Below are 12,706 nucleotides of genomic sequence, written 5' to 3'. Positions count from 1 at the left end.
TCCGCCCGGAGGCGGTTGTGCCCCATCCGCTGGACCATCCGGAGGCGAATGCCCCCCAACTCGCCGACTCACCCGGAGGCGGACAGCGACGTCATCCCCAGCACCAGCTGCGGTGCGACCGAGAACAGCAGCGCCACCACCACAGCGATCCCGACGGCTACCCAGGCGGCGGGAAGCGCCCGGCGGACACCGGCGGGCACGGGTTCGGCCGGGGTGAACAACCTGGCCGTCCAGACCACGTAGTAGTACAGACCGATCACGGTGTTGACGGCCATGACCACCGCGAGCCACCCGGCTCCACCCTCGACGATCTCCCGGAACACCACCACCTTGGCGAACAGCCCCGCCAGCCCCGGCGGCAGACCGGCCAGGCAGATCAGGCAGAACGCCAGCGCGACCGCGGCCACCGGGCTGCGGAAGGCGAGACCGCGGTAGTCGTCCAGCTCGTTGCGCGCGGTCGTCCGCGACATCAGCATGACGACCGCGAAGGCACCCAGATTCATGGCCGCGTAGATGACGAGGTACGCCACGGAGGCCCCGACCGCGCCGGCGACGTCCCCCGCGGCACTGGCCGCACCCGCACCGACGGTAATGCCGGGGGCGGCGGCCATCGCCCCGGTCTGGGCCGTCACCGCGAGCGGGGCCAGGATGTAGCCCGACTGGGCGACCGAGGACCAGGCCAGCAGGCGTACGGCGGCGCGTTGGCGCATGGCCAGGAGGTTGCCGACCGTCATGGTGAGCGCCGCGACGACCGCGATGATGGGTGCCCACGTCGGCGCCTGGCCGGGCAACGCCGTGACCAGAACGAGGATCAGGCCCGCGAACCCGGCCGCCTTCGAGATCACCGAGAGCAGCGCGGCGACCGGAATCGGCGCGCCCTGGTAGACGTCCGCCGCCCAGGCGTGGAACGGCACCACAGCGATCTTGAACGCGAAACCCGCCACGACGAGCACCAGCCCGACCGTCACCACCCCGGGTAGCCCGGGACCGGCCGCCAGCAGCGACGAGTATGTCTCCGGCGCCCCAACCCCCGGCGCGGGGGCCTTCCCACTGAACACTGCGGCGAGACGTGAGAGGTAGACCGTCCCCGCGATCCCGTACAGCAGCGAGACCCCGAACAGCATCACGGCCGTCGACACGACCGAGACCAGGAAGAGCTTGACCGCCGCCTCGGAGGAGCGCCCGTCGTAGCGTTTGAGCGCGGTGAGGGCGAAGACCGGCAGCGAGACCAGCTCCAGGGCCACCACCAGCATGATCAGGTCACGCGAGGCAGGCAGGGTGACCGCGCCGACCAGCGTACAGAGCAGGAGGAAATACCACTCACCTGCCGGAATGCCGCCCATGGCCAGCTGGGTCATCGACATCAGCACGACCACGACGCCCGCGACCAGCACCAGCCCGGCGAAGATCAACGTGAACCGGTCGACCACGAACGAGCACGCCGGCTCGCCTCCGGGGCCCGCCGCGGTGGCGAGGCTTTCGGGAACGCAGAAGGTCGCCCGCGCTCCGTCACCGCGTACGGCCTGCGCCACGACGAACCCCAGACCGACGACGACGCCCGCGAGACTGACCAGACCGAGCCCGGTCCTGGTACGTCCCCCGCTGGGGAGGAACGCGTCGAGCATCAGCACGAGCCCGGCCACCAGCGCGAGGACCAGGGGCACCGCGATGACGGAGTAGTCGATCTGCTGGATCATGACAGGGCCCCCAGCAGGGTCTGTACGGCAGGTGTGGTGAGCGAGAGGAGCAGTTTCGGCCAGAGCCCGAACAGCAGAATCAGTACGATCAACGGCACCCAGGCGGCGAACTCGTACCCCTGGATGTCCCGTAGCACCCGCCCGCCTGCACCGCCCTCGCCCTTACCCGCGGTCGGATCCGCCGCCCCTGCGGCACCCTCGCTGTCCGGCGGCTCGTCCGCCCACCCAGCCTGCTCGATGTCCGGCGACTCGCCCGCCCACCCAGACCACTCACTGCCCGGCAACGCGGACCCGCCGGGCGGCCAATCGCCTACGCCAGAAGCGCCCGAGCCGGCGATGGCCGGGACCGCCCGGGCGCGTTCGGGGCGGCCGTGTGTCACGCGGGACAGCATGACGAGGAAGTACGCCGCCGTCAGCACCGCGCCCAGCCCGCCGATCACCATGAACGTCAGGAACAGCCCCCGAGGCAGCCCGGCCGCCGGCTGGAAGGCGCCGAAGAGGGACAGCATCTCCCCCCAGAACCCGGCCAGCCCCGGCACCCCGAGCGAGGCGATGGCCGCGAAGGTCAGCACCGACCCCAGGTGGGGCAGCGTGGCCAGCATGCCGCCGCCGAGGGCACGCATGTCGGCCGTGCCGTAGCGCTCCTTGATCGCGCCGGCGAGGAAGAACAGCAGGCCGGTGATGAGGCCGTGGGCGACGTTCGCGAACAGGGCGCCGTTGATGCCCACGGTGGTCAGCGTGGCGAAGCCCAGCAGGACGAAGCCCATGTGGCCCACGGAGGAGTAGGCGATCATGCGCTTGAGATCGCGCTGCGCGAGGCAGGCCAGGGCGCCGTAGACGATGCCGACCACGGCGAACGCCCCCAGCCACGGCGCCACCGCCGCCGCCCCTTCTGGCAGGACGGGGATGGCGATCCTGGCGAAGCCGTACGTGCCCATCTTCAGGAGCACGCCGGCCAGCAGCACCGAGCCGACGGTGGGCGCCTCGGTGTGCGCGTCGGGGAGCCAGGTGTGCAGCGGCCACATGGGCGTCTTGACGGCCAGCCCGACGCCGATCGCCACGAACGCGAGGATCTGTACGGCCCTGGGCATGCCCGCGCCGTGTGCCTGGCCGAGGGCGACGATGTCGAGCGTGCCGGTACGTGCCCAGACGAGCAGCAGGCCGAGCAGCATCACGACCGAGCCGAGGAGCGTGTAGAGGATGAACTTGATCGACGCGCCCCGCCGGCCCTTGCCGCCCCAGATGGCGATCAGGAAGTACATCGGGATCAGCACGATCTCGAAGAACACGAAGAACAGCAGCAGGTCGAGCGCGAGGAACGTACCGACCATGCCGACTTCGAGCACGAGCAGCGTGAACACCAGCGCCCGCGGCCGCGCGCCCCCCGCTCTCGGTCGCAGCAGCTGGCCGGGGCCGCGTGCGTCCCCCCAGCTCAGGTAGACGAAGCAGAGGAACGTCAGAAGGGCGGTCAGCGCGATCAGCGGCAGCGAGATGCCGTCGACGGCCAGGTGGAAGTGGAGCCCCAGCCCGGGGATCCACTCGCGGTCGACAGCGAACTGCGGCCGCGCCGCCTGCCCGTAGTCGAACGTCGCCACCATCACCACGGCCAGAACCAGCGCGACGCCCGACACGACCAGCCCATAGACCCGCAGCCAGGGGCGCACCACGGTGGGCGCCACCAGCAGCAGCAACGCGCCGATCAGGGGCACCGCCAGCAGCGCCACAGGAAGCCAGCTCATCATGTGAACACCACCACCAGCACCGCCGCAGGAAGCCAGCGAGCCGCCCTCATCGCGAGGGCACGCGAGCGGGTCACGTCAACACCACCGCCCCCACCACGATCAGGAGGACGCCGACGAGCACGCCGCTCACATAGAGCTGGACGTTGCCGTTCTGGGCGAGCCGCAGCAGCCCGGACAGCCCTTGCGCGGACCGCCCCGAGCCGCGTACCGCCCCGTCCACGACCACGTCGTCCGTCCTGACCACGAGCCTGGCCAGCGCCAGGACAGGCCGGACGAACAGGGCGGCGTAGACGCCGTCCACGTAGAACGCCCGCTCGCACGGCACGCGCAGGGGGCCGAGCAGGCGGGCCGGGTCGGCGAGGGGGTCACTGCGCCAGAACGCGTACACCACCCCGGCACCGAGCAGTGCGAGCACGACGCTGATGGCCGCCACCCCGAGCTCCACGTGGAGTCCGCCGGCGAACCCGAGGAGCGCGGCGGGCACCGACAGGAGCACGATGGGCACGAGCATCGTCCGTGGCGCCTCGCGGATGTCGATCACGTGGGCCGTGCCGGGCTCGGGCTCGGGGAGCGCCACGACTCTCGCCTCGCCGAAGAAGGTGCGCAGCCAGGCTCTGGTCGCGTACGCCCCGGTGACGGCGACGGTCGCGAGCGCGCAGCCGTACAGCAGCAGGGCGGCGGCATCCGTCAGGCCGCCACCCGACAGCGCGCGGTCCATGGTCAGCAGGAGCTCGTCCTTGCTGAAGAAGCCGCTGGCCGGAGGCAGCCCCGCGAGAGCGGCGAACCCGATCGTCATCGTGACGAACGTGACCGGCAGCGCCCGTCTCAGGCCGCCCATCTGGCTCATCAGGTTGGAGCCGACGTGGTGGATGACCGCGCCGGCGCACAGGAACAGCAGCGCCTTGAACGCGCCGTGCGTGAGGAGGTGGAAGATCGCCGCGCTGTCGGAGCCCGCCGCCAGCCCGCCGGCCATGTAGGAGAGCTGGCTGATCGTCGAGTAGGCGAGCACGCGTTTCAGGTCGTCCTGGGCGAGCGCGGCCAGGGCGGCGCCCAGCATGCCGAGGGCGGCCATGACGGCCAGCACGTCGAGTGTGGGACGGGCGCCCTGGAAGGCGGGGAAGAGCCGCGCCACGATGAAGATCCCGGCAGCCACCATGGTGGCGGCGTGGATCAGCGCGCTGATGGGGGTCGGGCCCGCCATCGCGTCGGGCAGCCAGGTGTGCAGCGGAACCTGCGCGCTCTTGCCCGCCACCCCGGCCAGCAGCAGCATGGTGGCGGTCACCAACGTGCCCGTGGACATCTCGGGCACCTTCGCCAGCACCTCCGATATCCGGAAGCTGCCCGCGGCGCCGCCGAGCACGAAGATGCCGAACAGGAAGCCGACGTCGCCGAGCCGGGTGACCAGGAACGCCTTGATGGCCGCCCGCGAGTTGCTCTTGTCCTCCCACCAGTGACCGATGAGCAGGTAGGAGCACAGGCCCATGACCTCCCAGCCCACGTAGAGGACGAGGAGGTCGCCGGCGTAGACGACCAGCAGCATCGCGCTGGTGAACAGGCTGATGAAGGCGCTGTAGGAGGGGTAGCGCGGGTCGTCGTGGAGGTAGCCGACCGAATAGACCTGTACGGCCAGCGCCACGAGGGTCACCAGGACGCCGAGGATGGCGGACAGGTCGTCTGCCTGGAGGGTCAGCGAGATCGGGACGGCGCCGGTGCCGATGGTGCCGTAGGTGCGGCCGACGGCCGGGCCCGGCGCCGCGTCTTCGAGGAAGGCGAAGCCGGGTGCCCAGGCCAGCCAGAGCGCCAGGACCGCGGCGACCGCCGTGGGCACCACCGCGATCCACGCCGCCCGCGTGTTGGCCGCTGAGCCCCCTGAACCCGGTGGGCGCTCCGGGCGCCGATGCGGCCGGCGCGACAGCAGCAGGCCGGCGAAGGCCGCGACGAACGGCAGGATGACGGCCAGGAGCGGGAAGACAGTCACAGCGCGCCCCCTCGCTTGGCGGGCTCGGCCGTCGTGGCTGAGTCCCCCGCCGCCGCAGACTCTGTTGTCGTGGCCGGGTCTCCCGCCACCGCGGGCTCGCCCAGCCGACGTGTCGGCGCGTCTGCCGGGTCATCCGACGTGCTGGCATATGCGGGATCGTCCGGCATGCCGGAGTCTGCCTGATCGCCCGACTTACCCGCCGGGTCCGCCGGGTCCGGCGTGCCGGGTTCGGACAGGTCGCGGAGCTGGTCGATGTCGACCGTACGGCGATTGCGGTAGAGGGACAGTACGATCGCGAGCCCCAGCCCGACCTCGGCGGCGGCGATCACGATGATGAACAGCGTGAGCACCTGGCCGCTGTGCAGCCGATCGCCCAGCCACACGTCGAACGCGACCAGGTTGAGGTTGACGGCGTTGAGCATCAGCTCGACCGACATCAGCACGAGGATCGTGTTGCGCCGGGCGAGCACCCCGTAGACGCCGACGGAGAAGAGAAGCGCGGAGACGACCGCCGGGTAGACGATGTGCACTAAGAACCCCCGGTCTGCTCAGGTGGCGAACCCCCGGGTATGTCCGTGCGGGACAGCACGATGGCGCCGATCAGCGCGGCCAGCAGCAGCACCGAGAGCGCCTCGAAAGGCAGCACCCACGTGCTGAACACGCTGGCGCCCAGCTCCTTCGCCGCGCCGGCGCCGGGTTTCAGCGGTGTGTACGCCGTGCGGAAGCCGTCGATCACCACCGTGACCAGGACGGCCGCCGTCGCCACCGCCACCACGGCCGCCACCCACCGGTTGCCGCTGTCGAGATCGGCGGAGCGGCCGATCGGGGCACGGGTCAACATGATGCCGAACAGCAGCAGGACCACCACCGCGCCCACATAGATGAGCACCTGGACCCAGGCCACGAACTCGGCGGTCAGCACCAGGTAGCCGCCGGCGAGGGCGCCGAAGGAGACGACCAGCCAGAGGGCGGCGTGAACCAGTTGCCTGGTCGTGACGACGAGCAGCGCGGATCCGACCGCCACCGCACCCAGCAGCAAGAAGACGATCTCTTGCCCGGTGGGTGACAGATAGGAGGGCACCGCCTCGGTCACGAATCCTCCTCGGACTCCCTTGTCTTTTCAGGGTCGAGCCGCCCGGGCGGGCGGATGGATCGAGGATCGGCCATCCTGCGCCCGCGTCGGCTCGTGCCAGAAGTCTGCTCCCCGCGGCCGGGCGGCGACGACGGTTGGCCCGAGCCTGTGGAAAAGTCTTCGGCAGATGGCCGGCCTGTGGATGACGGGCCGGATTCGGCGCTCGAAGCCGGGCCGGCGGCGGTATCGGCGGCAGGTTCGGACGCAGTACTGGAGGCAGGCCCGGGGGCGGTACGGGAAGCGTCGGCTCTGGAAGCGTCGGCACTGGAGGCAGAGCCAGAAGCCGCTTCGGATGCGGCGCCAGCGGCGGGGTCAGAAGCTGTGCCAGTGCGGTCCGCGGCCGATCCCGCGGCGCCGGGGCGGCCGCTGGACGGAGTGCGGGCCGGGCGGCGGGCGGCGGTGAGTTCCTTCGGCGGCTCCGCGCCAGGATCGTGGGCAGGAGGAGGCAGCACCGTGGGGACCCAGGTCGCGAGCCGGTCCTTCTCGTGTAGAAGGTTCCGAATGTCACCCTCGGCGTACTCGAACTCGGGCGACCAGAACAGCGCGTCGAACGGGCACACCTCGATGCAGATCCCGCAGTACATGCACAGGGCGAAGTCGATGGCGAACCGGTCGAGAACGTTCCGCTGCCGGGGACGTCCCCCCTCAGGGGCAGGGAGGGTCTCCTTGTGCGAGTCGATGTAGATGCACCAGTCGGGGCACTCGCGCGCGCAGAGCATGCAGGAGGTGCAGTTCTCCTCGACCAGGGCGATGACGCCGCGGCTGCGCGATGGGAGGGCGGGCTTGACCTCGGGATACTGCTGTGTCACGGATTTGCGCAGCATGTGACGAAGAGTGACCGATAGGCCCTTCGCGAGGCCGACTCCCGGTATCCGCGCCATATCAACATCATGTCGCACTTGACCGCGCAGGTGAACGCTCCAGGCCCATTGTCCCCAAGTTTTCCACAGCTATCCACAGGCTGACCGGAGGTTATCCACAAGATGTGTCCACACCCGATATGTGAAAGTCCTGCGCGATAGTCTTCCCGCCATGTCGTACAGCCAGCCGCCCCGTCCCAGCGGCGGAGCATGGGCGGCGGCCATCGTGTGGGCGGTGCTGCCGCTGCTGACGTGTGGGCTGGCGACGCCGTTCACGATCGGGTTCGCGGCCTACTGGTTGCGGAGCACGTGGCAGGTCGTCGCGGCTGGTTTCTATGCCATCTGCATCGGCTCGTTCTTGCTGGCGGCCGTGACCTACGCGGAGTACGACGATTTCCCGGACCCACTGTCGGGGTTGGTCACGGTCGCGCTGGCGATCAGCTGGCTGGGCGGGGTCATCCACTCGGGCATCCTCGTCCCCAGGATGGTCCGGGCCCGCCTCAACAGACCTGCCTACCAGCCTCCCCACCAGCACCGGAGCACTCCCCCGCCCTTCGATCTGCGCCAGCGCACCACCGCTCCGAGTCAGCAGCGCCGGCCGCACGAGCCCGAGTGGATCGGGCACTACCGGGTGCTCCAGCCGCTCGGGCGGGGCGGGCAGGGCGCGGTCTATCTGGCGATGGCGCCCAACGGCGTACGGGTCGCGGTCAAGGTTCTGCACGACCTTGTGGACGACGTGGCGCGGGCCAGGTTCGCCAGGGAGGTGGACGCGGCGCGGCGGGTGGCGACGTTCTCCACGGCCCGGGTGCTCGACGTCAGCATCACGGGTCAGCACGCCTACATCGTCAGCGAATACGTCGAGGGTCCGTCGCTCGAGCATCTCGTACGCAAGTACGGCCCGCGCGACGAGGACAGCCTGACGCGGCTGGCGTTATCCACAGCCGGGGCACTCGCCGCCATCCACAAGGCGGGGGTCGTCCACCGCGACTTCAAGCCGAGCAACGTGCTGATCGGACCGGACGGGCCGCGAGTGATCGACTTCGGGATCGCGCGGGCGCTCGACCAGATGACGGTGACCTCGGGCAAGATGGTCGGCACTCCGCCGTACATGTCGCCTGAGCAGCTGTCCGGGGCGCCGGTGGGGCCGCCGTCCGACGTGTTCAGCTGGGCGGTGACGATGATGTTCGCGGCGACGGGGCGGCCGGCGTTCGGGGAGGACACGGTGCCCGCGGTGTTCAACCGGGTGCTCACCTTCCATCCGGACCTGTCGCCGTTACCGCCCGCCCTCCGCGGCATCGCGGGCTCCTGCCTCCACAAGAGCCCCGACGACCGACCGTCCGCGTCCGACGTGATGCTGGCCATCGTCCACTGACCCAATCGCCCCAGCCCGCCAACGGTCCCGCAACCGCTGACCCGATCCGGCCCCGACCCGGCCCCCGACGTTTCAGCGTCCACCGGTCCGATCAGCACGTTGCTCGGCTGAAGTCGAGGCTTGAAGTCGCGGTGGACGACCTCCGCCTTGTGGCTGGCGGCGAGCGCCCCCGGCTGTGGATAACGCCAGCCGGGTCAGGTTGTCCTCGTCGCGCGGGCCGTATTTACGTCGGAGACGTTGACGCTCCCCCGCCGACCGACCCGAATCGCCCCTGCCTGGTCCGACTTATCCCGCCGTTCACCAACCGACTGGTCGTCACTTAACCGACTGATCGCCACTTGGGGGGTGACTTCCGCCGCCCAGATGTCGGCTGGACGGTAGAGCTCTCATCGGTCCTCATGCTCGCCGCCCATGTCGTCGGCCGGGTGGTCATCCGACCGGCGGAGCGGCAGGCGGGGATCGTGACCGCGAAGTGCGAACGGCATGGTTCGCGCAGGCCAGACTGGGCATTCCCAACGCCCCGGCAGACGTGCGTTCGTAGGGGCCCTGCCGACGCGGCACGACCTCGTCTGCGCCGGGCTCCTGGCCTGAACAGGCCCACCGCTCCCCGGGCAGGGGGAAGTGATCCGGGTGTCGAACATGATCTCCTCCGGAATGCACCACCGCCCCGGGGCAGAGGCCGAGGATGGAGGAGCGCTTGCTGTGCTGACTCTCATATGCGGCTTGGCAGGCCGGCGCGGGGCTACCGGCTGGGGTCGATGACCAGTTTGCCGGTCGTACGGCGGCTGCGGAGTTCCTCGTGTACGCGCCGGATCTCCGACATCGGGTGGTCACCACCGTTGATGACGCGGAGTTCGCCCGCGACGACCTGTGCCGCCAACTCCGCGTACGCCTTGGCGAGAGTCACCGGCTGGGCGAAGGCGTTCATGAGCCAGAAGCCGCTGACGGTGAGGGAGCGGCGCTGGAGATCGCGTGGCGCCACCTTCTCGGGTTCCACCTGGCTGGCCATTCCGTAGTAGGCGAGTCGGCCGAAGGGGGCCAGCGCGGCGATGCTCTGGCCGGTGACAGGGCCGCCGGTCATCTCCAGGACCACGTCGACTTGCTCACCGTGATTCGCCGCGCAAAGGGCCGCGGTGAGGTCCTCGGCCGCGGGGTCGACGACGGCGTCCGCGCCGAGAGACAGCGCCAGTTCACGCTTCTCCGGCGTGCCGGCCGTGGCGATGACCCGGCCCGCGCCGCTCAGCTTGGCCAGTTGTACGGCCAGCGAACCGACACCGCCCGCCGCCGCGTGCACGACCACGCTCTCGCCGGATCGCAGACGGCTCGTGTGGTTGATCAGCCACCAAGCGGTCAGCCCCTGGATGAGCAGGGCGACCGCGGCGACGTCGTCGACCCCGTCGGGCACGGGGAAGGTGGCGTCCTCCCGTAGGACGACTTTCTCGGCGTATCCACCGCTCTCGATCATGGCGGCCAGCCGGCGGCCGTCCTCGGTCCGGCCGACGACTTCGCTCCCTGGCACCAGCGGCAGCGTGGCCGCGGTGAGGTAGGCGTTCTCGCGCAGGAGGGTGTCGGCGAAGTTCACCCCACATCGCGACACGTGGAGGAGGGTCTGTCCGGGGGCGGGCTGGGGGTCGGGCACCTCGTGTACGGCCACTACTTCCGGGCCGCCGAACTCGGTGATCCGCACTGCTCGCATCTCGTACGTCCCATTCTTGAGGAATTTCGTACCAACTGGTACTGAGTACCATAATGGATCGCGTTCGGAAAGCGATAGACTGCGCTGGTGTCCCGACCACCCCTCCGCGTACGCAAGCGGCAGCGAGCTCGTGACGAGATCGTCGCGGCCGCCTACGAGTTGTTCGCCGAACGCGGCTACGCCGACGTGACCGTCGCGGACATCGCGGAACGGGCTGAAGCTGGGCGTACGACGTTCTTTCGCTACTTCGGCGACAAGCAGGAGGTCGTTTTCGCCAGCGAGCAGGAGTGGATCGACAAGGTCGCCCGCCGGCACCGTGAGCTACGCGTCGACGGGGCGCCCTCGTTGCCCGAGGCGCTCGCTCTGCTGCGTGAGACCACTCTGGCCATCTGCACCGAGGTGACGCGGGACGCTGAGCACTATGTCCGGCGTGAACGGCTGATCGCCGGCAACCCCGAGCTCAGCGACCGCGCGGCCCGCAAGCAGCGGCGCCTGGCCGAGACGCTGGGTGAGGTCCTGCGCGAACAGGGCGCGTCGCCCGAAACGGCCGCGCTGGCGCCGCAGATCGCGCTGGCCTGTTACAACGCCGGACGCGAGATGGCCGCCGACGACCCAGCCGGGCTCAGACCGAGCGTGGCCACCGCGTTCGACCAGCTCGGCATCGCCTCGATCACGCCCTGATAGCCCACCAGGCAGCCCGAGCCCCGGGATCCGACGGCAGCGACGCAGCCGGTGGTGCGGCCGAGGACGCCGCGGTGGACGGCCTCCGGGGGCATGCGAGCGTGGTTAGCCGACACGATCAGGGTGTCGCGTCCCGGGAGTTGAGGGTCAGGGCGATGTACTCGTCCCGCGACACCGCATGCACGGCCAGCCTCAGCCCCTGCCGGCGCGCGAAACGGTTGGCCGCGTCGGGCAGCCATGGCCCTGGGAGATGGTGCACAGCATCGTCCCGCATATTAAGGATGACAAGTCCGGATAAATCGTCGTAGTGGTAGAGGAGCAGGCTCACCGCGTCCGCCCGCCCCTCACCGATCCGTATCCTCGGGAGCCGCTCCTTACCCCGGGTGATCTGCAGTTCGTCGCTTGGCGTGACGCTGATGTGCGCGCCCGTGGCGGAGCCGAGGATCAGGCCGCGATCTGCACGCCACCGCTGAATACGAGCCGACACCGGACGCACGACGAGCAGTACGGGACTGAAGCCCACCGCCAGCCACTTGGCCTCCACGACGTCCAAGAGCATCCGGCCGACCGCCGAGATGCCGCGCCAGGCCATCCACATGCCGGTCGACGCGAGGTACACCATCGCGGCCAGCCCGGCGACGCCGACGCCGACACTCAGCGGTTTGCGGTACCTGAGCAGCACCGGTGGAGGCCGGCCGTGGAGGCGACGCCAGCCGGGGGCCCGGGCGGCGAGCACGGTGCGTACCCGCTTCGAGTCATGGTGGCGGGCGTCGACCAGCGGGAGGCCGGTCCTCTCCACGAAGTCGGTCAAGTGCGGGAAGTGCCATTCGCCCGGCAGGTCGAGGAGCGCCAGGCCGTCTTCGTCGAGCGCGGCCAAGCCCTGGACCGCGTGGGTCTTGGGCTTTTTGGACGACGACACGAGGAACGCCTGGTCGTAGCTGTAGCAGTAGAGCGTCGCGGGTCTCAGCCGTAAGGACTGGCCGGATGCGGTGTCGGTGACCGCCAGCGCGTTGCCGTCCCACGAGATGGCGGTCTTGGGGCAGCGTGCTCCGGGATGCGCCCCCGCTACCGGCCGAAGCTGAACGTCCATGACGATCGTCCTCCCCATAGCCCCCTATCCACATAAGACGGATACGTCGGAGGTAAAGTTTCGGGCCGGGAAATGACCATGGATCGCTCGTCCCGCGACCGTCTCAACCCCTGTGACGGTCCGTGGTGGCTGGGGTCCCTTGGAGCGACACCGTCCGTGAGGCTCGGGGTTCCTACGGAAGGACACCCCGGGGGGAGCGGAAGAAGACCGCCCGTCGCGACAGAGGACCCCACGGAAAGACACCCCCTCCGGGGGAGCGGAAGAAGATCGTCCACCGTGGCAGAGGACCCCACGGAAGGACACCCCTGGGAGAGCAAGAGAACAGTCGCTAAGCTTGTTCTTTATCGTCCGGATTGTTGCGCTGAGCGGAGCTTTGATCGTTTCGCGGACAACGAGACGGCCTTGAGTGATCATGTGCGGTGCTGAGTCGCTGCTGATCACTACAAGGCCGTGAGGGT

The 12,706-nt window shown here is 69.8% G+C and carries 9 protein-coding genes and 1 pseudogene; 2 read left to right on the top strand and 8 right to left on the bottom strand.

Going from position 1 to position 12,706, the window contains the following annotated elements; all coding sequences use genetic code 11:
• Nucleotides 1–68 precede the first annotated feature (68 nt).
• The 6 genes and pseudogenes from LDL49_RS51675 to LDL49_RS51650 all read right to left on the bottom strand — a co-directional run bounded on the left by LDL49_RS51675 (nucleotide 69) and on the right by LDL49_RS51650 (nucleotide 7,373).
• Complete coding sequence (locus LDL49_RS51675) at nucleotides 69–1,697, bottom strand: NADH-quinone oxidoreductase subunit N (protein ID WP_225302323.1); 1,629 nt, start codon at nucleotides 1,695–1,697, stop codon at nucleotides 69–71.
• Nucleotides 1,694–3,436, bottom strand: coding sequence for a complex I subunit 4 family protein (locus tag LDL49_RS51670; RefSeq protein ID WP_225302358.1), 1,743 nt, complete (start codon nucleotides 3,434–3,436; stop codon nucleotides 1,694–1,696). The genes LDL49_RS51675 and LDL49_RS51670 overlap by 4 nt, the downstream gene beginning before the upstream one ends.
• 73 nt (nucleotides 3,437–3,509) lie before the next feature.
• Nucleotides 3,510–5,417 (bottom strand): NADH-quinone oxidoreductase subunit 5 family protein, encoded by a 1,908-nt coding sequence (locus LDL49_RS51665; protein ID WP_225302322.1) that lies wholly within the window; start codon nucleotides 5,415–5,417, stop codon nucleotides 3,510–3,512.
• A gap of 248 nt (nucleotides 5,418–5,665) precedes the next feature.
• Nucleotides 5,666–5,947 (bottom strand): annotated as a pseudogene (nuoK, locus tag LDL49_RS59560) (NADH-quinone oxidoreductase subunit NuoK); the annotation flags it as partial.
• On the bottom strand, nucleotides 5,947–6,510 hold the full coding sequence (locus LDL49_RS51655) for an NADH-quinone oxidoreductase subunit J family protein (RefSeq protein WP_225302321.1): 564 nt from the start codon (nucleotides 6,508–6,510) through the stop codon (nucleotides 5,947–5,949). The gene LDL49_RS51655 and the pseudogene nuoK, both read right to left, overlap by 1 nt.
• Nucleotides 6,507–7,373 (bottom strand): NuoI/complex I 23 kDa subunit family protein, encoded by an 867-nt coding sequence (locus LDL49_RS51650; protein ID WP_225302320.1) that lies wholly within the window; start codon nucleotides 7,371–7,373, stop codon nucleotides 6,507–6,509. The genes LDL49_RS51655 and LDL49_RS51650 overlap by 4 nt, the downstream gene beginning before the upstream one ends.
• Before the next feature lie 208 nt (nucleotides 7,374–7,581).
• On the opposite strand from LDL49_RS51650, the gene LDL49_RS51645 reads away from it, so the two are divergent.
• Nucleotides 7,582–8,781, top strand: a complete 1,200-nt coding sequence (locus LDL49_RS51645; protein WP_225302319.1) for a serine/threonine-protein kinase — start codon at nucleotides 7,582–7,584, stop codon at nucleotides 8,779–8,781.
• 742 nt (nucleotides 8,782–9,523) lie between these two features.
• On the opposite strand, the gene LDL49_RS51640 is transcribed toward LDL49_RS51645, so the two are convergent.
• Nucleotides 9,524–10,477: a quinone oxidoreductase family protein gene (locus tag LDL49_RS51640; protein WP_225302318.1), complete on the bottom strand. Its 954-nt coding sequence runs from the start codon at nucleotides 10,475–10,477 to the stop codon at nucleotides 9,524–9,526.
• Between the two features lie 87 nt (nucleotides 10,478–10,564).
• Between LDL49_RS51640 and LDL49_RS51635 the strand changes: the two genes are divergently transcribed.
• On the top strand, nucleotides 10,565–11,158 hold the full coding sequence (locus tag LDL49_RS51635; protein ID WP_225302317.1) for a TetR/AcrR family transcriptional regulator: 594 nt from the start codon (nucleotides 10,565–10,567) through the stop codon (nucleotides 11,156–11,158).
• 118 nt (nucleotides 11,159–11,276) lie between these two features.
• Here the strand turns inward: LDL49_RS51635 and LDL49_RS51630 are convergent, their stop codons facing one another.
• The gene (locus LDL49_RS51630; protein WP_225302316.1) at nucleotides 11,277–12,248 is read right to left on the bottom strand and encodes a hypothetical protein; all 972 of its coding nucleotides are present in this window, start codon (nucleotides 12,246–12,248) and stop codon (nucleotides 11,277–11,279) included.
• Nucleotides 12,249–12,706 lie beyond the last annotated feature (458 nt).

Source organism: Nonomuraea aurantiaca, assembly GCF_020215705.1.
Taxonomy (GTDB): Bacteria; Actinomycetota; Actinomycetes; order Streptosporangiales; family Streptosporangiaceae; genus Nonomuraea; species Nonomuraea aurantiaca.
This window is presented reverse-complemented; position numbering and strand designations above follow the sequence as displayed.

Excerpts from the sequence above, each read along its gene's own strand:
- LDL49_RS51675 (WP_225302323.1), bottom strand. The coding sequence starts at position 1,697 with ATGATCCAGCAGATCGACTACTCCGTCATCGCGGTGCCCCTGGTCCTC.
- LDL49_RS51670 (WP_225302358.1), bottom strand. The coding sequence starts at position 3,436 with ATGAGCTGGCTTCCTGTGGCGCTGCTGGCGGTGCCCCTGATCGGCGCG.
- LDL49_RS51650 (WP_225302320.1), bottom strand. The coding sequence starts at position 7,373 with ATGCTGCGCAAATCCGTGACACAGCAGTATCCCGAGGTCAAGCCCGCC.
- LDL49_RS51645 (WP_225302319.1), top strand. The coding sequence starts at position 7,582 with ATGTCGTACAGCCAGCCGCCCCGTCCCAGCGGCGGAGCATGGGCGGCG.
- LDL49_RS51640 (WP_225302318.1), bottom strand. The coding sequence starts at position 10,477 with ATGCGAGCAGTGCGGATCACCGAGTTCGGCGGCCCGGAAGTAGTGGCC.
- LDL49_RS51630 (WP_225302316.1), bottom strand. The coding sequence starts at position 12,248 with ATGGACGTTCAGCTTCGGCCGGTAGCGGGGGCGCATCCCGGAGCACGC.